The following is a 23,750-nucleotide window of genomic DNA, read 5'->3' as shown; positions in this document are numbered from 1 at the left end:
CCAGACCGATGCCGAGCTCGCCGCGCTTGTCCGTCCTCCGTGCCCATGGCGACGCAGCGCGCGAGCTTTCCGCGAGAGCGGGGGAGGCCGCCACGGCCACGTGTGCGCAGGCCCTGCGCTGGTGGCTCGTGGCGACGATGCTGCTGCTCGCCCTGCTGTGCCATCCCGGTCGTGGCGATGCGCAGCTGATCGAAACCACCGAGAATCGCATCGAATACCAGGACGGCGGCTTCGACCTCGCCGCGTCATTCGATTTCGATCTGCCCCCGGCACTCGAGGATGCGCTCCACAAGGGCATCTCGTTGTACTTCGTCGTCGAGTTCCAGCTCACGCGGCCTCGCTGGTACTGGTTCGACGACAAGCCCGTCAACACCACGCGCAGCGTGCGCCTGTCCTACCAGCCGCTGACGCGCCAGTACCGCGTCTCCACCGGCGGCCTGCAATTGCCGTTCACGCGGCTCAAGAGCGCGCTGCAGTTCATCCAGCAGGTGCGTGGATGGCGCGTGTTCGAACGCAATGCCGTGAAGCCGGGCGAAACCTATCAGGCGCAGGTGCGCATGCGTCTCGACCTGTCGCAATTGCCCAAGCCGTTCCAGATCAATGCGGTGAACACGCGCGAGTGGAACCTGTCGTCCGAATGGCGGCATTTCAACTACACCGTGCCGACGAATCCGGAGGCGCAGCCGGTAGTGCCCATCGCGCCGCCATCGCCGCCGCTTTCGCCACCGGCCTCGCCTCCCGCCTCTTCGGTGCCCCCGGCTTCGCTGCCGTCTTCGCCATCGCCGGGCTCGTCTCCGGCGCCCGCCTCGGTGCCGGCGTCGGCCTCCGCGCCGGCGGCCAGCAATAGCGATGCGCGCACGCCGTTCTCCCAAACCGTCTCCACCGTGCTGTCCCCGAGCCAGCTCGTCCAGCCGTCCGCGAGCCAGCCATGAAGGGGAGTCTCTGGGATAGCAAGTTCCGCCGCGTGCTGTATCGCATCGTGGCAAGCATCATCGTCTTTCTCGCGCTCGTGCTCGTGGGGCTGCTGGCTGGCGCGTCGGCCAACACCGAGTTCTTCGATCGCTATTTCACGCTGCTGTTCAAGATCAACCTCGTCGTCGGGGTGCTGCTGATCCTGACGATCGGCGCGCTCGCCTTCACGCTGTGGCTGCGCTATCGCCGGGGGAAGTTCGGCACCCGGCTGATGACCAAGCTCGCCGTGTTCTTTGGCGTGGTGGGGGTGCTGCCCGGCGTGCTGATCTACCTCGTCTCCCTGCAGTTCGTCTCGCGCAGTATCGAATCGTGGTTCGACGTGCGCGTGGAAACCGCGCTCGAAGCGGGGCTGAATCTGGGCCGCACCACCATCGACAGCACGCTCAGCGACGTGCAGAGCCGCGCGCGGTCGATGGCCGATCAGCTCACGGGCTCGTCGGGCATGGCCACGTCGCTCCAGCTCAACCGTCTGCGCGAGCAGTACGGCGTGCAGGAGGCCGCGATCTTCACCGGCAACGGCCGCGTGCTGGCCACCGCATCGAGCAGCTATGCGTCGCTGGTGCCGGACCTGCCGTCCGGTGCGCTGGCGGAGCAGGCGCGTCTCGCGGGCGGGTACGCGTCTGTGGAAGGCGGAACCGAGCCGGCCAGTGCGGGGACCCGTCACGTCGAAGGGACGCCGCTGTATCGGGTACGCGTGATCATTCCGCTCGGCGTCGCGCCGGTGCAGCAGCAGGATGCCTCCGGGACACAGGTCAACGGCGCGAGCGGCACGGCCGCGCAGCGGCCGCCGCGCGTCGCGCTCGGACCCACACGCGACAAGTGGGCCGGTTCGGGGCTGTCGGTCGAACGGCGGCCCGAGGATGCGCCGCCCGCGGGCTTCGGGCTCGTCGGCGACACCTTGCGCGAGGAGCGCTATCTGCAGGTCATCCAGCCTGTACCGGCCGCGCTCGCCCGCAATGCGGACGAAGTCCAGCGCGCCTATCAGGAGTATCAGGAGAAGGCGCTGGGCCGCACGGGCCTGCGCAAGATGTATATCGGCACGCTGACGCTCACGCTGTTCCTGGCCGTGTTCATCGCCGTGATGCTCGCACTGCTGCTCGGTGGGCAGCTCGCGCGGCCGCTGCTGATGCTGCTGCAGGGGACCAAGGAAGTGGCCGAGGGGGATCTGTCGCCGAAGCGCGAGCTCAAGAGCCGCGACGAACTCGGCATGCTCACGCAGCAGTTCAACCAGATGACGCGTCAGCTTGCCGATGCGCGGCTGGCGGTCGAGCAGAACCGCACCGCCCTGGAGCAATCGAAGGCGTACCTCGAAAGCGTATTGCAGAACCTGACGGCGGGGGTGCTCGTATTCGACCGCCGCTTCGTGCTGCTGACCGCGAACCCCGGCGCGGAACGCATCTTCCGGCAGCCTTTCGCGACCGTGCTCGGTCAGTGTTTCGATCAGATTCCAAATCTGGCTGAATTCGGCGAGATCGTCCGGCAGGCGTTTTCCGAGCAGAACACGAGCGAGGTGCTGGGCGGCGCGCAGCACTGGCAGAAGCAGATCGAGCTCCCGCAGGGCGACGAAGAGCAGCCGCTCACGCTGCTGGTGCGCGGCGCGCGGCTGCCCGCGGCCAATCGTGACGAACCTGGCTACGTGGTCGTCTTCGACGATATTTCCGACGTGATTTCGGCCCAGCGCTCGATCGCCTGGGGCGAGGTGGCCCGCCGGCTGGCGCACGAGATCAAGAATCCGCTGACGCCGATCCAGCTGTCCGCCGAGCGTCTCCAAATGAAATTGTCACCAAAACTTGCAGAAACCGACGCGGACGTCCTAAAGCGCGGGGCCGCGACGATCGTTAACCAGGTAGCGGCAATGAAACGCATGGTCGACGATTTCCGCGACTACGCGCGCACGCCGCCGGCCGTGGTGCAGTTGCTGCAGCTAAATGGGCTCGTGTCAGAGGTGCTGCATCTGTACGGCATCGACGATCCGGCCGTGCACGAACACCCCGTGATTCATCCGGCGCTGGGTCATGCATTACCTGAAATAAAGGGCGATCCGACACAACTGCGGCAGGTTATCCACAACCTGTTGCAGAATGCGCAGGATGCGGTCGCGGATAACGTCGCGGCGGGCAGGGCGGCGCCGTATATCACTCTCCGGACCGAGACTGTAGAATACAAAGATTCTGCCGGCGAAGACCGGCAGGCCGTCAAGCTCTCCATCGCGGACAACGGACCGGGTTTCGCGCCACGCATTTTGAGTCGCGCGTTCGAACCGTACGTGACCACCAAAGCCAAGGGCACTGGCCTTGGGCTTGCGATGGTGAAGAAGATCATTGACGAACATGGCGCCCGCATCGAGTTGCGGAACCGCATGGAAGGCGCCGAGATCGTCGGAGCACAGATCTCGATCCTGTTCGTTAAACTGGCATAGTCAATCAGGTTCCGCTCATCGTGGCGGCGCCATGGTGGGGTTAAGAGGGCAAGTATGGCAACCATCCTCGTAGTCGATGACGAAATGGGTATTCGGGAGTTGCTCTCGGAAATCCTGAGCGACGAAGGCCATGTGGTCGAACTGGCTGAGAACGCGCAACAGGCACGCGAGTATCGCGCGGGCAGCACGCCTGACCTCGTCCTGCTCGACATCTGGATGCCCGATACCGATGGCGTCAGCCTGCTCAAGGAGTGGTCGGCGCAGGGCTACCTCACGATGCCCGTCATCATGATGTCCGGGCACGCCACGATCGACACCGCCGTCGAGGCGACGAAGATCGGCGCGCTCAATTTCCTCGAGAAGCCGATCGCGCTGCAGAAGCTGCTGTCCGCCGTCGAGCAGGGCCTCGCCCGCGGCATCGAACGCCCGCGCGCGGCACCGGCCGCGGTCAGCGCCGCGCCCGCCACGACGGCAGCGCCCGACACCGCATCGCCTTCGGCCCCGGCTGAAGCGCCGACCGATGCCACGGCCAACGGCAACGCGACCCGCGTACCGGAAGCCGAGATGCACTTCTCGTTCGACATGCCCCTCCGCGAAGCCCGCGACCTCTTCGAGCGCGCCTACTTCGAATACCACCTGATGCGCGAACACGGCAGCATGACGCGCGTAGCCGAAAAAACCGGCCTCGAGCGAACCCACCTCTACCGCAAGCTCAAACAGCTCGGCGTCGAACTGGGCCGCAACAAGCCCGAGCCCACCGAACAGTGAAGCACGCAACGCTTGACCACCTCAAAAAGCGCTGATATAGTTTCGCTTCTTTGGCCCGGTAGCTCAGTCGGTAGAGCAGAGGATTGAAAATCCTTGTGTCGGCGGTTCGATTCCGTCCCAGGCCACCAGCATTAAAAAAACGGACGCTTCGGCGTCCGTTTTTGTTTTGGAAGTCTGGGGGCGTCTTGTGGCGTCTCGTATCACCACATCACGTAAGCGGGCTCCTCAGGCTCCACGCGAGTCGCGTCGTACTCGGCGATCCGTTGCTGGAAGTAGGCGCGCCGGCGCATCATTTCATCGTACTTCTCTGCTGGTGTTCTGGGTCTTCCCGGAGGGTTGGAAAGAGACTCGCCCGCGTTTTCCTGTTGATATGGGTTGTGGCCATAGCTCATGTCATCTGCTCCTCGAACTGTCGGTGGAAAAATCGGTAGTTGAGTGTGGAACCGAAGTAGTGTTTCCTCTTGATCCAGACCAAGCCCTCCGATCTTGTAATGACGGCAACGTCTACGGGACCTCCAACCGAATGAGTACGTCGCGTGGTACGTTCCTTGAACGCCTCGAGCATAACCAATGCCTCGGCCAGTTCGGCCAGCTGTTCCAGTGACATGCCCTCGACGACTGCGCGGAGTGGTTCGAGATTGCCACGAATCAGCTCTTCAGACCATTGGCGTTCGAAGTCGGCAGCGGAGCGGCCGACTAGTTCTTCAATATCGGAAGCGCCTCCGGTCGCATCCATGACCGCGTCGGCAAAACGGCCGACATGCTGGCGATATGCGCGACCAATAGTCTCCTTGATCTGATTGGTATAGCCTCCCACGAAGAATTCCACAGCGTCGGTCTGAGCGTATGCCTCTATGCAAACGCTATTTCGATGGTCCACTTTCTTCTTCACGCTTCCTCGACCAGCGGTGATGAGCTTGTCGAATCCAAGGCCGTAACATTGCAACTCCAGCACGCCAGGAAACGCATCTTCGTCGCCGAAACCTACCAGCACAACACCGGTCGGAGGCGCTCCAGATATGGTCCGGAAGTTGACATAAAGGTTTCGCACGGCTGCCTCGCATAGCTTGCCCAGAGGGAGCTCCCGCGCTACCAGCCGAAGCTCCTCGGTGTTCGCCGCCTCTTTTACGCAGTCTCCCGACAGCCACGCCATGTGGGTATCGATAGTCTTGCGCAAATCCATCTCCGAGCAACCGAACGGAAGCATGTGCCCCTGCAAGGTCTCCCTGATTTGAGCCAAGACCGCAGGTGGGCTGCTTCCGACCGCGCCTGTCTCCTGCTGACTTTGCACTTCGGCAAGAAGACTCCTGACAGATCTGACGGCCATCGCCCTGAACAACGCCAAGCGTTGTTCCGTCGGAAAGAGAGCGTCGTTACCCTCGACGAAGCGTACAAGGGCCGTCGCGTAGTCTTCAAGCGTGCACATCGTCGTGCGACGCAAGGAAGCTCTGAACGCTTTCACAATCAGTTCCCACGATACGCCGCATAGCTCAGCTGCTCCGAAGAACATGATGCCGACAGGCGCTACAAACGAGAGCTGTTGGATCTTGCACGCGCCAAAGGTGTACGTCTCCCTCCCCATCCCGTCCTGGTCCCTATCACTGAAAGTCGCCGCGCTATCCGCAGCCAGCGCAACACCCATCCGATTCGCCACCACCACTTCGCACGTCATGCTCACGCCCCACCAAAACAATTTCGGCGCATTGTGGAACATGAATTTTATAAAAGCAAAAGATGTGAAAATTGTGTGTCCGCATCGAGAAATTCATAGCACTTTCTATTGGATTTCGATGCGCGCGATAATTGCAAAGAGGCGGAGCAATCAATAGCAATGGCACGCGAGATCGATTGATTCGATAGGGTTCGCGGAGGGCTCCTCGCACGACGAGCGCTTCCCAGAGACCGGTCGAGCGGCATGCCTGAGAACGATGTTCTACGCAGAAGGAAAGAGGGCTGCGCCTCAGCATTTGTTGCCCTTGACACCATCGCATACGAACCGCTCGAAGGCGTGGCTACCGCCAATATCATGAGGGGGCTGTAGTGGCCCGCAAGAAGGGAGCAGCACGCCGGACGTGATCAGACACGCTCGGTCGGCGGCGACACCGGCCCCTGCTTCGGCACCGATGAGAGCGTTCAGCTTCGCCGCCTCCCGCGCGGTGCTCGATCGCCGCGAGCTGCCGGACGACACCGAGTCGTCAGCGTGGCGGCGAGCGATTGAAAACGGTCTGGCTGGCACCCTTTCCCGCCGCCTTGCATAACAGCTCGCCCATCTACGTAAAGCGCAACATCCTCGTGTCGACGTTCATAAGCGCAGTGGCTGCTGTCGCGCACGGCGTTCGCACGCTGGGTGCAGGACTTTATCGTCTTCGGCAGCGGGTATCTGGAGCGCCGTGACAATGCGCTAGGCCGACCGCTTTCGCTGGAGCCTGCCCTTGCAAAATACATGCGCCGTGGCATCGACCTCGATCGCTATTTCTTCGTGCAGAACTGGCAGGACACGCACGAGTTCAAGCGCGGCAGCGACTTTCATCTGATGGAGCCCGATATCAATCAGGAGGTGTACGGGCTGCCTGAATACCTTTCCGCCCTCCATGCGACGTGGCTCAACGAGTCGGCGACGCTGTTCCGCAGGCGCTACTACAAGAACGGCAGTCACGCCGGTTTCATCCTGTACATGACCAACGCCGCGCAGAAGCAGGAGTATGTCGATGCGCTTCGCGAGGCGTTGAAGAACAGCAAAGGTCCGAGCAATTCCGGCAACCTGTTCATGTACGCGCCTAACGGCAAGATGGAGGGCATTCAGCTGATTCCGGTGTCGGAAGTGGCAGCGAAGGACGACTTCTGGAACATCAAGAACGTGACGCGCGACGACCAGCTCGCCGCGCATCGTGTGCCGCCGCAGCTGATGGGCATCATCCCGCATAACACTGGTGGCTTCGGCGATGCAGCTCAGGCCGCACTAGCTTTTGCACGTAACGAAGTTAAGCCTCTTCAGGATCGTCTTATGGAACTGAACGACTGGCTTGGCGCACCAGTCGTTCGGTTCAGGAGCTACACCTTAAACGGCGCCGATGACAACCCGTAGTGTTGCTTGTCACCGCGGCACGTTCTTATAACGCTGCTATCGACTGGTACAGAGTTCATCGAAGCCGAGCAATGCAGATGGGTTGATCTCCGACCAGTCGAACCGAGGTAGGCGACGATCGCCTGTCTCGTATTTTTGAAGGAGGGCCTCGATATCCTGCTTCCGCGACACGCCTAAGATGACCTTCGCCCTATCAAAATAGGCGCTCGAGGCCGACCGAGCAAAGATCTCGAACGGGCCGTGGTGCCGCCCTAAGTAGACAAGCGTCACCGGCCACCAGCGCCTCCCGCCACCTACTATTTCGTTGCGCATGAATGCAACAAAGTCAGCTTGCATTAGATAGCGCAAGTCAAAGCCCGGCGCCACATGTTCCTGCAGCAGATCGGCGTGTAGTGAAATTCGATTGCTTTGCAGACGCCTCTTTCGATGCTCCAACGCTTCTACCGACTGATAAAACTCTGTGTACGAGTTCGCGGCACTCGCGGAGCGAAACTCGTCCGCGCGCAGATAGTACGGTTGCTCTAGAAGAACGTTTGCAAGGTGGAATCGCTCGTGACGAAGGAACACGGCCAGCGTATATAAGAACAGTTCGTGAATGATGTATTTATAATTTTGGAACTGCCAGGTGTTAAAGGCCACAGCACCAGCGGCTGGTTTCGTGTAGCTGTAGATACGTTCAAGAAATCGATGGACCTTCTCGCCGTTCGCATCGATTGGCGAGTACTGTGCGATCGTCTGAACGAGCGAAATATATTCATTCCTGTAAGGCATAAACTTCTCGATGCTTTCCACGACCGCATCATCTGTGCTATCACTCTCTAGTCGGATTCTCTCGAGGTTGACCGCGAAGATTTCAAAGTACTCGTCGATAGCTCCTGGCGCGAACGACTTTCCTTGCCTTAGCGCATCTAAGCATCTGCGGTAGACCGTAGTTGTACCCAGGCTTATTGAAGCAGGCTCGTCAATAAAGGACGGCCGGCTTCCTAGAGTTGGCTTGACGTAGAGTGGCTTATTAAAGACCCAGCGCAACAACTTTTCGAATTCGGATGCGTAGCGATCGTTATCACTTGGATCGATATAGATTCGCGAACTGTAATAAGTCGGGAGGTAGGGCTTCCCCTCCGCGTCCCGCGATGCGATTACCGCGACAAATTTCTCCTGCGTAGTCTTCTCATACACGCCTTTCGAAATAATTTGAGTCTCGGTGCCGACGCCCCCATCGCGCCCGTCCGCCTTCTGAGCATAAGTCTCGTCGCAAATGATCAGCACCTTTTGGATAGCAGGATCGGTGACCATTTGCTCCATGTATGCGATGGTGTCGTGTCCTTCGCGCAAGTCCCATTTGTCGAGCAGTACATCTACCCCAGACTCCACCAGGCTTTCAGCGAGTTGCACGACCCATTGCTCATGGAGAGCGTTAGACCAGCTGTATGAGATAAATAGCTTCGGCGCTGCGGTTGTCACTTCGGCATCTCCGGTGCAAGTTTGGTATTGGATATTATCGCCGGGCAAATGACTTCGCGGTATGCCCCGTCATGCGATATCGGAAACCGCACCGTTTCTCGAACGCAGGCGGGCATTGCACAAGTTGCCAGCGCTCAGCGCGGCGCTGTCAAAAGCTATGCAATCGGCTGCGAGAAGATCGCTAGAGCGCTAGGCGATGGCGCCCTAGCGGCTCGGCAAGTGACACCGTTCACCTAGTCGCCGATTGATCGTGCCGGAATCCCTCTAGAGGCGCTCAGAGCCCCTCTGTTCGTTTCCGCTTCCACAAGTCGCTCGGTCGCTGCCGCCACCTCCGCTAACTTTTCCGGCACGGCGCCCTGACCTTGACTCTCAGCGCGCGGTTGATACCCCGCCTCACCCGCCCGCTTCATTGAGTGGCGTTTATGCACCCGGCCAGACCCCCGTCCGGCCGCGCCAGTGCTGGTGCCGCGCCCGAAAAACGGAGCGCATGCATTTACGCGGATTTACGCACCGTGGAAGCACCTAGCAGGGGGTGGCAGCGCCCCTCGAGGCAACGCACGCGTCCAGCCGCTCTGTGACTCGCCGGGCTTCTATGGACGGGTGTCGGATCGGGAAAAAGGTAACTTCGGTAACCCGGCCTATAAATTCACTCTAAGCCGTTGATTTTAAGGGAAAAGGGAAGTTACCCCGCAAAGGTAATCTGAGGCTGGCCAGCAGGCCGATCCGCACTATCCGGCGCGGCCGTCGGCCGACGAGCTGCGCGCGCTGTACCGGCGCAATCGATCGCCCGAGGTGCGGGCGCTGTTGTGGGATATCGCGCGGCTACACAACATCGTTCGGCGCGCAGGTCGGTTGCTGTCATGCCTACCAGCGTCGGGCGGCAAGTCGACGGCGCTGGATATCGTGATTGGCGCGCTACGGCGCGAGCTGCGGGGCGAGCCTTGCCTCGAGGAAGAGCGGCGGCGGCGCGCGCAGAGTAACTCGCTGCCGACAAGGCTGGCCCTGCAGGATCCGTGGGCACTCAAGCGCGAAGCGCGGCGGCGCCGGAACAGCTGATGACAGGGAGAGACCATGTGCATGAACTACCGGCCCACGCAGCGGCAGCTGCTGCGCGACGTGTTTGGCGTCGAGCCGCCGCCTGACGTTGACTGGAAGCCGGAGACCTACCGCGACTACGCCGCGCCGACCGTGCGCGTGGATTCCACTGGCGCTCGAGAGAGCATTGTCGCCACATTCAGCATGGTGCCGCGCGCGCGCATTGTGGATAGCACGCCGGCCGGCACGAAGGCAAAGAACTTCGACACCATCAATGCTCGAGCTGAGACCGTGGGCGAGAAACGCAGCTTCAGCGGGGCGTGGAAGGCTGGCCAACTGTGCCTGGTGCCGGCGACGGCTGTCTATGAGCCGAACTACGAGGCGGAGCCAGCGAAGTCGATTCGTTACCGGATATGGGTTCGTGACGAGCCGGCGTTTGCCGTTGCCGGCTTATGGCGCGCATGGCCTGACGGGGCGTATTCAAAAGCCGCGCCCGCAGCCGATTTATTCGGCGTGGCCGACGCGTGAAGCGGGCAGGGGATAGCTCGCAAAAAGGGGCGGTACAACAGTTTGCGGACCGCTTTCAATGCGAATCAGAGCAAGCAGTCTTAGACGAAACGTACTGCCCGTAGACCCTATCGTTGACAACTAACCCTTAACGCTTTGGTTGCAATACGGATGAGTAAGCTGGCCGTTATCTGCATCTCCAAGACCGCCCTGTGCACGTCGGAGTTTGTGATCGTAAGAAACTGACTTGTTGGAATCCAGATATCCGTGACAGATCGGGCATTTGATTGCGCCTTGCAGCGCTGCTCGGAGGAATATCGCACTCTTGGTGTCGTCAGAGAAGCCGGCCGCTTTGGTCTTGGCATCGCCAATGAAGATTTTGCCGACACGCCCTGCGAATCGGACAATCTCCGCCTCGCCAACTGATTCGCCTCCGGCAATCGCATTAATGATTTGATCGAGGACATTCATGTATAGCGTGGCCCGCCCCCAGCTCACCGTTTTCTGCAACACCTGAGCGATCAGATCCTTATGCAACATCAACGTTTCTTCCAGCGTCTGGCGCACCCTCGTGAACTTTGGAAAAAACGACTGATCGTTATTGGTAAGCGCGCGGGCGAATAGCTCCGCCGTTCCCATGAATAGAGGAACATGGTGGCGACCAGTCGGCCCATAAAAGTAAATTGCCGGATGCAAGCCAAGACTTCCGTGCTCGTTCCCAGTGATGCGGCTGGCCAATCTCAATGCTCGCTCTAGCACGCCTTGTGTCGCAGTGCCGTCGATATCGTCATCCAATTCGCCTACCGTCTTCGGACTGCCTTGCTGGTTCCTGCTTGCGACAAGCATGAAGTCGATTAGAACTTGGAGCGCGGCGCGTACACCGGTCGAACCGCCGAGCGGGAGGTCCAGCGTCTTGACCGGGGAGCGCAGTTCTGGTTCGAACAGCGTCGCGTGTAGCGAATGAGCGTACAGCTCGATCAACGACGCAGTGTCTGCCGGAAACGCTGACCAATACTTATGCCCCATGCCGGCGCGGATGACCGCTCGTGCAGCGATAGGGATGGGCTTTCTACGATTTGATAGAAGCAATTCCTCAATATCATCAAGAGGAGTGCCCTTCATGTTGATACGGAAGAAGGAGTTCTCCGCCTTGTCGGCGTTTCCTTGGACCCATTGCACGGGCAGGGCCCGGGTTGCCATCGTATTGATCCGGCGTAGGTGCGCCTCACTTGCTACGCCGCTCGTGCCACCTCTGGTGTAATGCGCCCACGTTCCAATTTTCTCAGCTACGAGTTCCCGCGTCTGCTTTGCGATGCGCCTTTGCACATCCGAGATCGAGTAGCCGAAGTACTCTTGAGAAATAGGGCCGTCACCATAGTCATCCTCAATCCATGCCCGGAGCACGCTTAGTCGATGCCCCCCGTCAATGACGTAGAGGTGCATTGGCGAACGCCAGAGAATGACTGATGGAATCAGTTCCCCATTTATGAAGCACTCTAGAAGAGAGACAACCTGCTCGGGAGACCAGTGGTTTGTCTCGCGCTGAAAATCAGGCTTTCGGAGGCTAGATAGCAACAGGCTGCCGGGGGCGAGGTTGCTGAGGGATATGCCTTGAATCTGGTCGAAAGACTGTTGCTCTGTATCGTCGTCTTGGAGTGCGAAATCTGCCCGACGAATCATCGCGTCCAAGTTTACCAGTCTACGGCTCGCCATTTGTCCCTCCCGCTGTTAGTGCAACACATTCTAGCGTGATGGAACCTGCCTCCGTGCCGAAGATGTCCTCGGATGTGCCGTTGGTGTGACGGGTTGTGACGAGTCTTAGGCCGCCTTGCGTCTATTGATCAACCGCAAGGCCCTATCGGGCTTGGCCATTCGAATCAGCGGCACGTTCTGAAAATCCTTGTGTCGGCGGTTCGATTCCGTCCCAGGCCACCAGCACAAAAAAAAAAGACGCATCGGCGTCCGTTTTCGTTTTTAATGCCGTCAGAACCACGCGCCAATACCGGCGGAGCGCCGCAGGATTCTCTGGAGCAGCATCGCCTCTTCCATCTCTGCCACTTCCATCTGATCGGCCGCACGCTTCCGCGAGACTGGGAATTGCAGCACGACCGCGCTCTCCCTGTCGATGGTCGACACAAGGCCTTCCTCGCGGTCCGGGTGCAACGAAGGCTCCTGAGACATCCCGAAGTCCAGTGACATTTGGATCTGTTGGCTGAGCGGACGATTCGACATCCGCTCTTGTTCTCGGTGTCTCGCGTGCAGTGTCCCGCGGCGCCTGCTCGCTACCACATCGCGCAAGACTGCTCCTCAGGCTCTTCGCGACTCGCGTCGTACTCCGCAATCATTTGTCGAAAACATGCGCGGCGGCGCATCATCTCTTCATACTTCTCCTCCAATGTCGTGGGGACGGTCGGAGATTTCGGCACACCAAATGCGCTCACGTCATCCAGTTGGCGCGGGGTGTCGTAAAAGATCATGTCATCTGCTCTCGAACAGTGAACGAGATAAATGCGATGACGATGCATCATCGCATCCCATTCGCCGCCGCGACTTCTTCCGTCCATTTGATCGCATGATCAACGACACTCCGTGCCGCCTCAACCGTCGCCACGGCACGATGAGTTGGAATCGATTCTTGAAGGTAATAGTCCGAGTCTACGCGTGCTGCATAGGCCAGTCGCAGCGACTTCGACAATGCCACGGAGACCTTATATCGCTCGTTCTTCGTCGAAATGCCTGGATAAGCCAACTGGTTCAATAGCTGCTCGTGGCGGCCGCTGGCCGTCATGACACATCCGGGTGTGGCCAGGCTTTGGTGAAAGCGTCTGGCTGCATGATAGGCAGCATAGTAAGCCCGACTGATCGTAGCTCGGCGGACTGCGTCCTCGTCGCCAAGTGTGGCGATTCGCTGCGCACATGCAAGAAGTTGAGACGGCGTCGAGGTCATGCTGCAATGAACGTAATATCGAAGTAGGGATGCCGCTTGATGTTCGCGCGCACCTCGGCGTCCGCCAGTTCGCAGTTCATCTCAAAGACCTCATCTCGAGACTGGCGCACCGATAGCACGTACGTCACTGCCTTGAACAATCCGTCCACGCCATGCACGCACAGGCAAGGATGCCCGGACCACTTCAGCCGACGGTTGCGGAGGACCTCGCCTGCGAGGTCGAGATGCTTTGCTACATCCTCGTCGTCGAGCCCGGCCTCGGCCATCAATCTCGCAGCGATAGGAACATGACCGACATCGAGACCCCCTCACATCCAAACCGATCTCGGCAGCTCTCAAGAGGTGGGCGGCGACTGTCCGGAAGCCCCCCGCAACGATTAGCTCCGAGCAACGCTGTGTAAAGCGACCATACTCCGGGCTGCCTCGTTCCTTGCCTAGCTCAAGCGCATCGCTGAAGAATCCCAGAGCGATCTTGGACACCATGTAGTCCTCAATGATCGAGGGATCTGCGATGGCAAATGGCAGCGCGGCACGAAGAGCGCGATTTGTTTCTTCGATATCCCCTGCGAGCGTCATCACTGCAGCGTAGACGGACCATCCTACGCTCGGATCGACCTGTACGATTTTTTCGGCTTCACGCTTGAGCTTGCGCCATTGGAGTGTGTCGGTGTCAACGAATGCGCCGCCAGCCTGAGACAGCTGGTTGGTGGCTGCAAGAATTTCGTTGGCCTTCGTCAGAGGTAGAGCCTTCATTGATCGGCGGACATCGCTTGTCGCGGTGTAGTGGAGCGCGTGATAGTAGGTCTGCGAAGTGCACGGATAAACCGCAGATATCCTAAATCCGCCTTCTACGCCGTTGGTGGCGTGTCATGGCAACGTGCTGGTGCTCTCCCTCGCAACGCGGTCCACGTCAGCCGGCGAGCTTGTCGGCGGCCGCTGTTAATCCCTCGAGGATGCTGTTGGCCAACGTCGCAGGAAATCCCCTCGGCAATTTCCCACGCACGGCCCGCACCACCTCCGGTGTGCGCGCCACGAGTTCATCGAGTACGAACGATGCGCCTCGACCGTCGGAGGTCACGATGCCGTAGCGTTGGCCGATCGTCAGCCAATGTCGCCGTTGGATGTCCCGCATCCGCCAGTGCGCGTTCTTCGTGCCGACGGCCATGGCCAGTTTTGCTCTGAAGGGCGAAAGCTTACCCGGGCCTTCGCCGAGGAAGGGGTAGGCCGATAGCACATCGTACAGCGGCGTGAGTTCGTATGCGCCGCCGGGGCGAAGGAAGATGCTGAAGTTCTTCGCATGGCCATCGGGCGCGCAGAGCATCCAGAAGAGCACCTGTGCCTGGAAGAACGTGCGGCGATCGCGTTCGGGGGCGCGCGAAGTGGCGAGCAGGTCCATGATGCGGGACACGCCGGGGCCGCCGTCGGATTCGTATTTGAGATGCGGCGGGGTGGCCGTGGCCTGGCACATGTCTTCCTGCGGCCGACGAATGAGCCAGCGTCTGCCATCTTCGGCGTGCCACCACGCGCGATCGAATCGCTCGACGGCGAGCGCGCGGATGTCCTCGAAGCGTAGCGGCGCGGTACGGGCGACAGGCAGTCCGTATGCCGCCAGGATCTCCGCGCATAGCCACTCGTTCTCGATGGACTCGCTCAGGTCGAGCCGCATGTTGCCGACCAACCCCATTGGCAGCTTCAGGATGTGCGTGGTCGGCGTGGCGCCATGCGGCAGCCACCAGTTGCCATCGCGCCAGAGCAGGGCCGTCTTCTCCTGTGCGCCGGCAATCGAGAGCCGCAACTCGCCGTCGTCGCTCAGGTTGGCCCCAACCGGCGCGGGCGGGGCGACCGTACTGCGCAGAAGCTGGGCCACGTCCGCCTCGCTCAAAAGGCTGGCCTCGATGGATTGCACGTTCACGGGGATCTCGCCTGCAGGCAGTATCTGCAATGCGCCGACACAGTCGCGACCGACTTCGGTCAGCAGCGAGAACGCATCGGTCGATGCAGCATGGAAGCGACGCGCGACGCGATTGCGGATGTCCTTGCTGTCGGGCAACAGGTTTTCGAAGTACGCCCGCACAGCTTCGCCACGATGCGGGGCGTTGCCGGGCCTAAACGGCAGGGACAGCGACAGGGGACGTCCCTGCTCGCTCGCGATCCATTCGTCCGCATATTGCAGCATCTCGCCGGCATGAGGCTGAAGGCTCCACGTGCCGACGAAAGCGCCATTCATCCAGAGGCCGAGGGCCCGCGTGTGCGAACGTCGTCCCATGGGCTCACCACGTCGGACCGGACGACTCGTCTGGCGTCGGCCCGTTTTGCGCCGATTCGTCGGCGCGCGGACGCAGCACAAGCTCGACCCCGAGGATGCCGAGCAATTGCAGCAGCCTGTCGGCGCTGACCTTTTCGGCATTGCGCTCCAGCGAAGAGAGCGTCTGTTGCGTGACGCCCAGTCGCATGGCGGTGGCGGCCTGCGTCAGCCCTGCCTCTTTGCGAAAGGCCTGGAGCAACGCAGGAAGCTGCTCGGCCGTACGAACCGTAAATTCTGGCATACAAACCACAGGCTGTATTTTGGATTTACAAATCGTAGTTTGTAAAATGAGGATACGCAAGCTGGTCTGTATGCCTCGATTACTGACCGCCCCCGATACCATCCCCGATACCATCCCCGATACCATCCCAGTAAGGCGGCGCCCCAATGGCCTCGACGATGAATGCCGATACCTCGCGGACCTTTCGTGAGCGGAGGCGGTTTTCCGGGGAGAGCATCTGGATGTAGGTGGGGTCCGGAGACGCCGCGAACTCCCACTGGTCGAGCAGCGCGACGAGTTCGCCGGCCTTGAACATGTCGGCGCGATACACCCATGTCGGAAACACGACGATGCCGCGTCCGGCGACCGCCGCGGCGAGGAGGGCTTCGGCGTTGTTGCTGCGGAGCGGTCCGCTCACGTTCAGCGTCTGGAACGGATCGGCGTCCTGCATACGGTAGTACCACTTCTGCGCGCCGAGCTGGCCCTTGTAGACGAGGCAGCGGTGCGTGAGCAGGTCTCCCGGTGTCGCAGGTCTGCCGTGCGCGGCGATGTATGCAGGGCTCGCGGCGACGACGTGGCGTTGCGCGCCGATGACCTTGCCGATCAATCCGGAATCGAGCAACGGGCTCACGCGGATCGTGATGTCCGCGCCTTCCTGTACCGGGTCGATATACGCGTCCGTCAGCGTAAGCTCGACGATGAGCTCGGGATATCGCGCCTGCAAGGCATTGACGATGCCCGCGATATGCAAACGCCCGAGCGTCTCGGGCGCGTTGATGCGGACGAGGCCGTTGATGTCCGCATCGCGATGGACGAGTCCTTCGGCGGCTTGATCGAGGAGTTCCACCGCATCCCGCACCTGCAGAAAGAACTGCTCGCCCGCTTCGGTGAGGCGCACCGCGCGCGTATTCCGGTAGAGCAGTTGCTGGCCCAGCTCCTTCTCGAGCGCGGCCACGAAGCGCGAGACCGACGAGGCGGGCACCTGGAAGTGACGCGCGGTCGCCTGAAAGCTGCCCGTCGTCGAGACCATGAGGAAGTACCGGATCGCCTGCAGGTTCATGGAGGGCCTTATGGAGGGCCGTAAAGTGCCGCCAGGCACGCTTGATTGCGATTTGGACAAAATTGATTTGCCCGGCCGCTGGATTGTAGCGATTTTGGCATCTGCCTATGATGGTCCTCAATCAGTCGCCAAGACTGTCAACGATTGCAGCAAAGGATCCTCATGTCTCGCCTCTTCAAACCCTTCGACCTCGCCGGCCTGACGCTCAGCAACCGCGTCGTGATGGCACCCCTGACCCGCTCGCGCGCACCGGACGATGTGGCCGACGAACGCATCGCGCTCTATTACGCGCAGCGCGCCACCGCCGGCCTGATCGTGTCTGAAGGCACGCCCATCTCCCGCGAAGGGCAGGGCTATCTGTTCAACCCCGGCATCTTCACCGACGCGCAGATCGCCGGCTGGCGCCTGACGACCAACTCCGTGCACGCGGTTGGCGGCCACATGTTCGCCCAGATCTGGCACGTGGGCCGCGTCTCGCATCCGTCTATTCAGGAAGGTGGCAAGCTGCCCGTGAGCCCGAGCTCGAAGCAGCCCGTCGGGGCGCAGGCCTTCGGCTATGACACGGAGGGCGAACCCAACCTCGTCGCCCCGCCCGCGCCACGGCAACTCGCCACCGAAGAGATCCATCGCATCGTCGCAGAGTTCGCGCAGGCTGCGGACAACGCCATTGCAGCGGGGTTCGATGGCGTCGAGATCCACGGCGCGAATGGCTATCTGCACGAGCAGTTCCTGAACCCGCTCGTCAACGATCGCGACGACGAATTCTCCGCGCGTACCATGGAGAACCGCCTGCGATTCACGCTTGCCGTGATCGACGCCGTGGTCGCGCGCATCGGCGCATCCCGCGTGGGCATCCGCATCTCGCCCTACGGCCAGTTGTTCGACATGCCGCTGCATCCCGAGATCGACGCCACCTACACCGCGCTCGCGCAAGAGATCGGCAAGCGCAAGCTCGCCTACGTGCATCTGATGGATCAGTCGGGTTTCATTGTCGGCGAGACGAAAATCGACAGCGGCGCCGCATCGGGCTTTCAGGCGCTGCTCGGCAAGCTCAAAAGCTATCTGCCTGACACCGCGCTGATCCTCGCTGGCGGCATGACGCGCGAGCGCGCGGAACAACTGATCGAGGACGGCCTGATCGACCTCGCGGCGTTCGGCGCCAGCTTCATCAGCAACCCCGACCTCGTGGCGCGCCTCGAAAACGGCTGGGCGCTCACCCCTGCGGATCGCAGCACGTTCTATGGCGGCGGCGCGGAGGGGTATATCGATTACGCGCCGTACAAAGCGGCCGCGTAACGGTGTAGTTCGGCGTGGTTCGGCGGCGTGGTTGGATAGCTACCGACGCTGTGCGAACCAGATGCCCACGCCGATGGTCGCCATGCCGACAAAGTGATACCAGCGTGGCGGTTCCCCGAGCAGCAGCGAAGAGAGCAGGGCCGCGAAGATGGGCGTCAGGGTGATGAAAAACACCGGTAGCTGCGCGCCCGCGCGCGCGATGGCGCGGTCCCAGGCGAAGTAGGCCAGCAGGGATGGGACCGTGGCCACGTAGAGCAGGATGCCCGCCACCTTGGCGTTCCACGCGAGTTCGTGGTCCAGCATCGACAGCTCCCACCACGCGAACGGGATATTCACGATGACGCCGATGACGATCTGCGCGAAAAGCAGCGTCGGCAGCGGAATCTCCGGGCGGTGCTTGCGGAGGAGCCACGTGTAGCCGCTCCATGCGATGGTGGCGGTCAGCATGAAGAGATCGCCGGGCACGAAGTTCAGCTGGGCGAGGTGGACGATGTCGCCGCGCAGCAGCACGAAGGACACGCCCACGAGGCACAGCAGCGCGCCCGCGACGTGCCACGACTTGACGCGCTCGCGGAAGAACGTCGCGCCGATGATCAGCAGGAATAGCGGGGTCGAAGCACCGATCAGCGTCACGTTGATGGGTGTCGATGTCGTCAGCGCCAGATACTGGAACGAGTTGTAGCTCGCGATCGACAGCACACCCATCGCGCAGAGCACGCCCGCATGCCGGCGCAATGCGGCGCGATGCTCCACCACGCCGCGCCATGCATAAGGCGCGAGCAATAGTCCGGCGATGGCCCACCGCACCATGTTCAGCGTGATCGGTGGCACGACCCCTGATGCGATGCGTCCGACGATGGCGTTACCGGCCCAGGCGAGCGGCGGAAAGGTGAGCAGGAGCAGCGTAATCCCGTCGAGGCGTCTGGCACCGGCGCTGGCACTGGCTGGCATGAGGTCGAGAAGGGCGTGGGGGAGGTGGCATTATCCGGCAGATCGGCAACAGAAGAAGGTGTCCATATTGCCGACAATGCCATAGGGTCACAGCCATAGGGTCACGCCCGATAGGCTTTACCCGAACAACTCCTCCGCGACGGTCGGATGCAGCTGCAACGTCGTCTTCAGGTGCGATGCCTTGACCCCGAGCCGCATGGCGAGGGCAAACACCTGAATGATCTCGGGCGCCGCATTGTCCATCAGATGCGCGCCGAGCACGCGCCCGCTGCGCGCGTTGAACACCAGCTTGAACACGGACTGCCGCGCCACGCCCGCGAAGCGGTTCTCGAGCGAAACGAAGCGCCGGATCTCCGTGCGGATGCGTTCGGGCTTGCCCGCCGCCTCGATGGCCTCCGCTTCGGTCAGGCCCACCGCGCCAATGGCCGGTTCGCAGAACACCGCCGTCGGCACGACATCGAAGTCCGCCATGTCGCCACGCTTGCCGAACAGCCGATCGGCCAGCCACCGCCCCTGCGATACCGCAACCGGCGTCAACTGAATCCCCTCTGTGCAGTCGCCCACCGCATACACGCCGCGTACCGACGTGCGGAACTGCTTGTCCACGCGGATGCCGCGCTCCTCGCCGAGCGCCACGCCAACGTCTTGCAGACCGAGTCCATCGACATTGGGGTCGCGCCCGATGGCCGCGAGCACGGCTTGCGCACGCACGCTCTGCTTGCGCCCCTGCTGCGTGTAGCAGACCTCGTACGCGCCGTTGGCCTGAGACACCAGCGTGACGTCGGTGTTCAGGTGCACGCGCACGCCCTTGCTCGTAAGCGCGTCCGCAAGCGCGCGCGAAATGTCCGCGTCGAAGCGCTGCAGCAGGCGGTCTTCGCGCACGAGCAGATCCACCTTCACGCCGTAGCGCGACAGAATCGATGCCTGTTCCACCGCGATATAGCCGCCGCCGATCACCACGAGCGATCCCGGAAGCGACTGCCACGTGAACACGTCGTCGGACGTGCTCACGAGCTCGCCGCCGGGCACCGCCAGCGGGCGAGGATGCGCGCCTGTGGACAGCAGAATCTTGCGCGCGCGAATCGTCTCGTTGCCGATGCGGATTTCGCCGGGCGCCGACAGCTCGGCATCGCCATGCAGGATCTCGACACCGGACTCATGCAGCCGCTGCGAAAACGTCGTGGTCAGCCGCGCGACCTCTGCGTTGACGCGCACGATCGCGTCGCGCCAGTCTTCCTTGCCACCGGTGTTCGCGAGGCCCGTCGCCAGCATCGACGCCCATCCCGCACCGTACGACAGCATTTTCTTTGGCACGCAGCCGCGATGCACGCAGGTGCCGCCGATCGCATCGCGCTCCACCAGAATCGTGCGCGCGCCAAGCGATGCCGCGCGCCGCGCCGCCGCCACGCCGCCGGAGCCGCCGCCGATCACGACGAAGTCCACCTCTCGCGGCTTCGCGGGACGCCGCGCGCGCGTCCGGCGCGGCACGTTTTCGATCGGCGTTTCGGCACCGACCTCCCGTGCGCGGCGTTTCTCCCTGACGGGTGCGACGGCTGGCGTTTCAGCGGATGACTGACGCTTCGGCATGCATATCTCCCTGTTCTGATGGTTCGCTTCAGGACACCGGCAACAGCTCCTGTTCAACAATCGACGGCCAATCGCGCAGAAAAGTTTCCCCATCGCGACGACCGAGGTCATACGCCGCGCCCATCGCATCGGGGCGCGTGTAGTCCCAGCTAGAGATCGGCACGCGTTGCGACGGTTGCAGATACAGGCGGCGCTGCGTGCCACGTGCGACGGCATGATCGACCGTGAAACGTCGCGGACGCGGATACAGGCGCGTCACCAGTACGAGGACATTGCCCGGCGTGGCATCGAGCGCATCGACGGGGACGTTGTCCACAAGGCCGCCATCGAGCACCGCGCGGCCGTCCCGGCGCAGCACGGGCGTGAACGGTGGCGTGCAGGCCGATTGCAGCAGCAGATCGGCCAGCGCCTCCGGCGAAGGGCAATCCTGCGCGCGCACGAATTCCGGATGAAAACCGAGCTTGCGGCCGAGTCGCGGATGCAGCGTCTTGAAGACGTGTTTGTCCAGGTTGTATGCAAGCAGGCCCGCGGCGACGGCGAGGCGCGGCCCGCTCCAGCGCGGGATATGCGCGACGCCGATGCGAATCTCGGGCGCTTCGCGCAAGCGCGCGAAACGGTCCTCGCCAAGCAGCGACAGCAGCGCGCCGCGATAGATACCGTAATGAGGAAAGACACGCTCGCGGCCCAGCAGGTTCCCCCAATAGGCGTTGCGGCGATTGCCGGCGAGCACACGGCGGTAGTACGCCATGGTCTGATGCGAGTCGTGCGTGTAGACCATGCACGCGGTGGCCGCGCCGGCGGAGATGCCGGCGATGACGCGCGGCGCAAGCCGAAGTTCGGGCGCGACGACGTCCCACCATCCGGCCTGCCACCAGCAGCGGTTGCCGCCGCCGGCAAATACGATCTGATCGATCACGATCGGGTCAGGGGCGCCGCGGGATGCGGCGGTCGGTGTCATGGCGCGTCCTCGTCGGGAGCCGGGCTTGCGCCATCATACCGGAGTCTCCCAAAACGAACCGCCTAAACGAGCCCGAACCGCCGGGGGCTCGCAGGGTGCGTCACGCGGCGTTGTCGGCCTCCGCGCGTCCGGTCGTGCGGTTGGCATGCCAGCGGAGCAGACGCGGGATGACGACCACGGCCACCGTCATCGCGAGGATCGTCGCGGAGATCGGCTGCTTGATGAACAGGCTCCAGTCGCCCTGGCCGATCGACAGCGCATTGCGCAGCTGCTTCTCGGCAATCGGTCCGAGGATCAGGCCCACGATGACCGGTGCCGTCGGAAAGTCGAAGCGGCGCATCGCCATGCCGAGCAAGCCGATGACGAACAACAGCAGCAGGTCGAACCACGACTGGCGAATGCCATAGGCGCCGAGACCCGCGAAGATCAGGATGCCGCCATAGAGCAGCGGCGTCGGCACGCGCAGCATGCGGACCCACAGGCCGATTGCCGGCAGGTTCAGCACGAGCAGCATCACGTTGCCGATGTACAGCGACGCGAGCAGGCCCCACACGAGGTCGCCCGACGTCTGGAACAGCATCGGACCCGGCTGCAGGTTGTAGTTCTGGAACGCCGCAAGCAGGATGGCGGTGGTGTTCGAGGTCGGGATGCCGAGCGTGAGCAGCGGGGCGAGGGTCGCCGTCACGGCGGCGTTGTTCGCGGCTTCCGGACCCGCCACGCCTTCGATCGCGCCAACCTTGCCGAACTCTTCCTTGTGGTTCGACAGCTTCTTCTCGGTGGCATACGACAGGAACGTCGGAATCTCCGCGCCGCCCGCGGGAATCAGGCCGAACGGAAAACCGATGAGCGTGCCACGCAGCCAGGCCGGCACCGAACGGCGCCAGTCGGACTTGTTCATGTGGATCGAGCTCAGCTTGTTGAACGAGCCATCCGGCTGCGGGAAGAACGCGTTGAACAGCGCCTCGCCCACGGCGAACAGACCCACGGCGACCACGACGATGTCGACACCGTCGTACAGCTCCTGGACGTTCATCGAGTAACGCGTCTGGCCCGACAGCGAATCCATGCCGATGAGGCCGATACCGAGACCGAGGAACAGGCTCGTCATGCCGCGCAGCAGCGACGAACCGAGCACGGCCGACACTGTCGTGAACGCGAGCAGCATGATCATGAAGTACTCGCCGGGGCCGAACTGCAGCGCGACGTCCGCCGCCACGGGCGCGAACATCGACAGCAGCACCGTGGCGATCGTCCCGGCCACGAACGAGCCGATCGCGGCGGTGGCCAGCGCGGGACCCGCGCGGCCGTTCTTGGCCATGAGGTTGCCTTCCATCGCCGTGACCATCGTCGAGGACTCGCCCGGCGTGTTCATCAGGATGGACGTGGTGGAGCCGCCGTACATCGCGCCGTAGTAGATGCCCGCGAACATGATGAGCGCGGCCGTGGGTTCGACCTTCGCCGTCAGCGGCAGCAGCATCGCCACCGTCAACGCGGGCCCGATGCCCGGCAGCACGCCGATCGCGGTACCGAGGAAGCAGCCCACGAGGGCCCACAGCAGGTTGATGGGCGTGATCGCGACGGCAAAGCCGTGCATCAGCTGGTTCAGTGTGTCCATGTCAGTGTCCTCGTGCCCTCAGAAGCCGGCGACAGGCAGCAGCGGCAGGTTGATGCCGAGCAGGAAATCGAAAAGCGCCCACATGGGCAGCGTGATGAGGAGGCCGATCACCGCATCGCGCACGATGCGACGGCTGCCGTAGCCGCGCGCGACGCAGACCATCAGCAGCGTCGATGCGAGCACGAAGCCGAGCGTGCCGATCAGCGCCATGTTCAGCACGAGACCGGCCGACACCCACAGGAAGCCCTTGAAGTTGTGCGGCGCCGAGGGCAGCTCGGCATCTTCTTCCGGCATGTTGCGGAAGCCGCCGCGCACACCCTGCCAGGTCAGCAGCACGCCGCAGACGGCGAGGCCGATGCCGACCAGCGTGGGCACGAAGCGTGGGGAAAGGCCCGCGTAGCCTTCCTCGCCCGAGATGCCGGGAATGCCAGCAAAGAAGAACGCCGAGATGGCCAGCACGGCGATGCCGATGATGACGTGGGAGGGTTTCATGTGAGTTCCTGCGAAAGAGCGAGGAGAGCCCGGGAGCGAGGACAGCCCGGGCGATGCGGACGCCCGGGC

At 62.2% G+C, this 23,750-nt stretch carries 22 protein-coding genes, 1 tRNA gene and 1 pseudogene; 8 read left to right on the top strand and 16 right to left on the bottom strand.

Going from position 1 to position 23,750, the window contains the following annotated elements:
- Positions 1-8 precede the first annotated feature (8 nt).
- From KHP16_RS23470 to KHP16_RS23455, 4 genes are all read left to right on the top strand, one after another.
- Positions 9-932: a DUF4390 domain-containing protein gene (locus KHP16_RS23470; RefSeq protein WP_109582501.1), complete on the top strand. Its 924-nt coding sequence runs from the start codon at positions 9-11 to the stop codon at positions 930-932.
- Entirely contained in the window at positions 929-3,391 is a 2,463-nt protein-coding gene (locus KHP16_RS23465; RefSeq protein ID WP_109582502.1) for a sensor histidine kinase, read from the top strand. Before KHP16_RS23470 ends, KHP16_RS23465 begins: the two co-directional genes overlap by 4 nt.
- Positions 3,392-3,445: 54 nt before the next feature.
- Positions 3,446-4,159 carry a response regulator gene (locus tag KHP16_RS23460; protein ID WP_211961250.1) on the top strand — a complete coding sequence of 238 codons (714 nt, stop codon included), beginning with the start codon at positions 3,446-3,448 and terminating at the stop codon, positions 4,157-4,159.
- A 52-nt stretch (positions 4,160-4,211) separates the two neighbouring features.
- Positions 4,212-4,287: transfer RNA gene (locus tag KHP16_RS23455), tRNA-Phe, on the top strand.
- A 72-nt stretch (positions 4,288-4,359) separates the two neighbouring features.
- Here KHP16_RS23455 and KHP16_RS23450 read toward each other — a convergent pair.
- Positions 4,360-4,551 carry a hypothetical protein gene (locus KHP16_RS23450; RefSeq protein ID WP_211961249.1) on the bottom strand — a complete coding sequence of 64 codons (192 nt, stop codon included), beginning with the start codon at positions 4,549-4,551 and terminating at the stop codon, positions 4,360-4,362.
- Entirely contained in the window at positions 4,548-5,873 is a 1,326-nt protein-coding gene (locus KHP16_RS23445) for a hypothetical protein (protein WP_211961248.1), read from the bottom strand. The genes KHP16_RS23450 and KHP16_RS23445 overlap by 4 nt, the downstream gene beginning before the upstream one ends.
- A gap of 409 nt (positions 5,874-6,282) precedes the next feature.
- Between KHP16_RS23445 and KHP16_RS23440 the strand changes: the two are divergent.
- Positions 6,283-7,244: pseudogene (locus KHP16_RS23440) on the top strand (phage portal protein).
- 36 nt (positions 7,245-7,280) lie between these two features.
- On the opposite strand, the gene KHP16_RS23435 reads toward KHP16_RS23440, so the two are convergent.
- Positions 7,281-8,708, bottom strand: coding sequence for an SEFIR domain-containing protein (locus KHP16_RS23435; protein ID WP_211961247.1), 1,428 nt, complete (start codon positions 8,706-8,708; stop codon positions 7,281-7,283).
- Between the two features lie 852 nt (positions 8,709-9,560).
- Between KHP16_RS23435 and KHP16_RS23430 the strand changes: the two genes are divergently transcribed.
- Positions 9,561-9,764 (top strand): hypothetical protein, encoded by a 204-nt coding sequence (locus KHP16_RS23430; protein WP_211961246.1) that lies wholly within the window; start codon positions 9,561-9,563, stop codon positions 9,762-9,764.
- 15 nt (positions 9,765-9,779) lie between these two features.
- On the top strand, positions 9,780-10,271 hold the full coding sequence (locus KHP16_RS23425; protein WP_211961245.1) for an SOS response-associated peptidase family protein: 492 nt from the start codon (positions 9,780-9,782) through the stop codon (positions 10,269-10,271).
- Positions 10,272-10,391: 120 nt separating this feature from the next.
- Here the strand turns inward: KHP16_RS23425 and KHP16_RS23420 are convergent, their stop codons facing one another.
- The 8 genes from KHP16_RS23420 to KHP16_RS23385 form a co-directional block, all read right to left on the bottom strand.
- The gene (locus tag KHP16_RS23420; protein ID WP_244835996.1) at positions 10,392-11,930 is read right to left on the bottom strand and encodes an HNH endonuclease family protein; all 1,539 of its coding nucleotides are present in this window, start codon (positions 11,928-11,930) and stop codon (positions 10,392-10,394) included.
- A gap of 303 nt (positions 11,931-12,233) precedes the next feature.
- Positions 12,234-12,449 (bottom strand): hypothetical protein, encoded by a 216-nt coding sequence (locus KHP16_RS23415; RefSeq protein WP_211961243.1) that lies wholly within the window; start codon positions 12,447-12,449, stop codon positions 12,234-12,236.
- An 83-nt stretch (positions 12,450-12,532) separates the two neighbouring features.
- A complete protein-coding gene (locus KHP16_RS23410; protein WP_211961242.1) occupies positions 12,533-12,727 on the bottom strand; it encodes a hypothetical protein in 195 nt (64 codons plus the stop codon).
- Positions 12,728-12,774: 47 nt separating this feature from the next.
- A complete protein-coding gene (locus tag KHP16_RS23405; protein WP_211961241.1) occupies positions 12,775-13,038 on the bottom strand; it encodes a hypothetical protein in 264 nt (87 codons plus the stop codon).
- Between the two features lie 155 nt (positions 13,039-13,193).
- Positions 13,194-13,463, bottom strand: a complete 270-nt coding sequence (locus KHP16_RS23400) for a hypothetical protein (RefSeq protein WP_211961240.1) — start codon at positions 13,461-13,463, stop codon at positions 13,194-13,196.
- A 644-nt stretch (positions 13,464-14,107) separates the two neighbouring features.
- The gene (locus KHP16_RS23395; RefSeq protein WP_211961239.1) at positions 14,108-15,463 is read right to left on the bottom strand and encodes a type II toxin-antitoxin system HipA family toxin; all 1,356 of its coding nucleotides are present in this window, start codon (positions 15,461-15,463) and stop codon (positions 14,108-14,110) included.
- 4 nt (positions 15,464-15,467) lie between these two features.
- Positions 15,468-15,743 (bottom strand): helix-turn-helix domain-containing protein, encoded by a 276-nt coding sequence (locus tag KHP16_RS23390; protein ID WP_179592615.1) that lies wholly within the window; start codon positions 15,741-15,743, stop codon positions 15,468-15,470.
- 79 nt (positions 15,744-15,822) lie between these two features.
- A complete protein-coding gene (locus tag KHP16_RS23385; protein WP_211961238.1) occupies positions 15,823-16,782 on the bottom strand; it encodes a LysR family transcriptional regulator in 960 nt (319 codons plus the stop codon).
- Between the two features lie 162 nt (positions 16,783-16,944).
- Between KHP16_RS23385 and KHP16_RS23380 the strand changes: the two genes are divergently transcribed.
- Complete coding sequence (locus KHP16_RS23380; protein ID WP_211961237.1) at positions 16,945-18,078, top strand: alkene reductase; 1,134 nt, start codon at positions 16,945-16,947, stop codon at positions 18,076-18,078.
- 39 nt (positions 18,079-18,117) lie between these two features.
- Here the strand turns inward: KHP16_RS23380 and KHP16_RS23375 are convergent, their stop codons facing one another.
- From KHP16_RS23375 to KHP16_RS23355, 5 genes are all read right to left on the bottom strand, one after another.
- Positions 18,118-19,029 (bottom strand): DMT family transporter, encoded by a 912-nt coding sequence (locus KHP16_RS23375; protein ID WP_211961236.1) that lies wholly within the window; start codon positions 19,027-19,029, stop codon positions 18,118-18,120.
- A gap of 117 nt (positions 19,030-19,146) precedes the next feature.
- Entirely contained in the window at positions 19,147-20,616 is a 1,470-nt protein-coding gene (locus KHP16_RS23370) for a dihydrolipoyl dehydrogenase family protein (protein ID WP_109582514.1), read from the bottom strand.
- 28 nt (positions 20,617-20,644) lie between these two features.
- Positions 20,645-21,574 (bottom strand): patatin-like phospholipase family protein, encoded by a 930-nt coding sequence (locus KHP16_RS23365; protein WP_115954040.1) that lies wholly within the window; start codon positions 21,572-21,574, stop codon positions 20,645-20,647.
- Positions 21,575-21,674: 100 nt separating this feature from the next.
- On the bottom strand, positions 21,675-23,189 hold the full coding sequence (locus KHP16_RS23360) for a tripartite tricarboxylate transporter permease (protein WP_109582516.1): 1,515 nt from the start codon (positions 23,187-23,189) through the stop codon (positions 21,675-21,677).
- An 18-nt stretch (positions 23,190-23,207) separates the two neighbouring features.
- Entirely contained in the window at positions 23,208-23,681 is a 474-nt protein-coding gene (locus KHP16_RS23355) for a tripartite tricarboxylate transporter TctB family protein (RefSeq protein WP_109582517.1), read from the bottom strand.
- Between the last annotated feature and the right edge of the window lie 69 nt (positions 23,682-23,750).

It is taken from the genome of Cupriavidus plantarum, from assembly GCF_905397285.1.
Lineage (GTDB): Bacteria > Pseudomonadota > Gammaproteobacteria > Burkholderiales > Burkholderiaceae > Cupriavidus > Cupriavidus plantarum.
The sequence above is the reverse complement of the archived record's forward strand: the minus strand, read 5'-3'. Positions and strand labels throughout refer to the sequence as shown.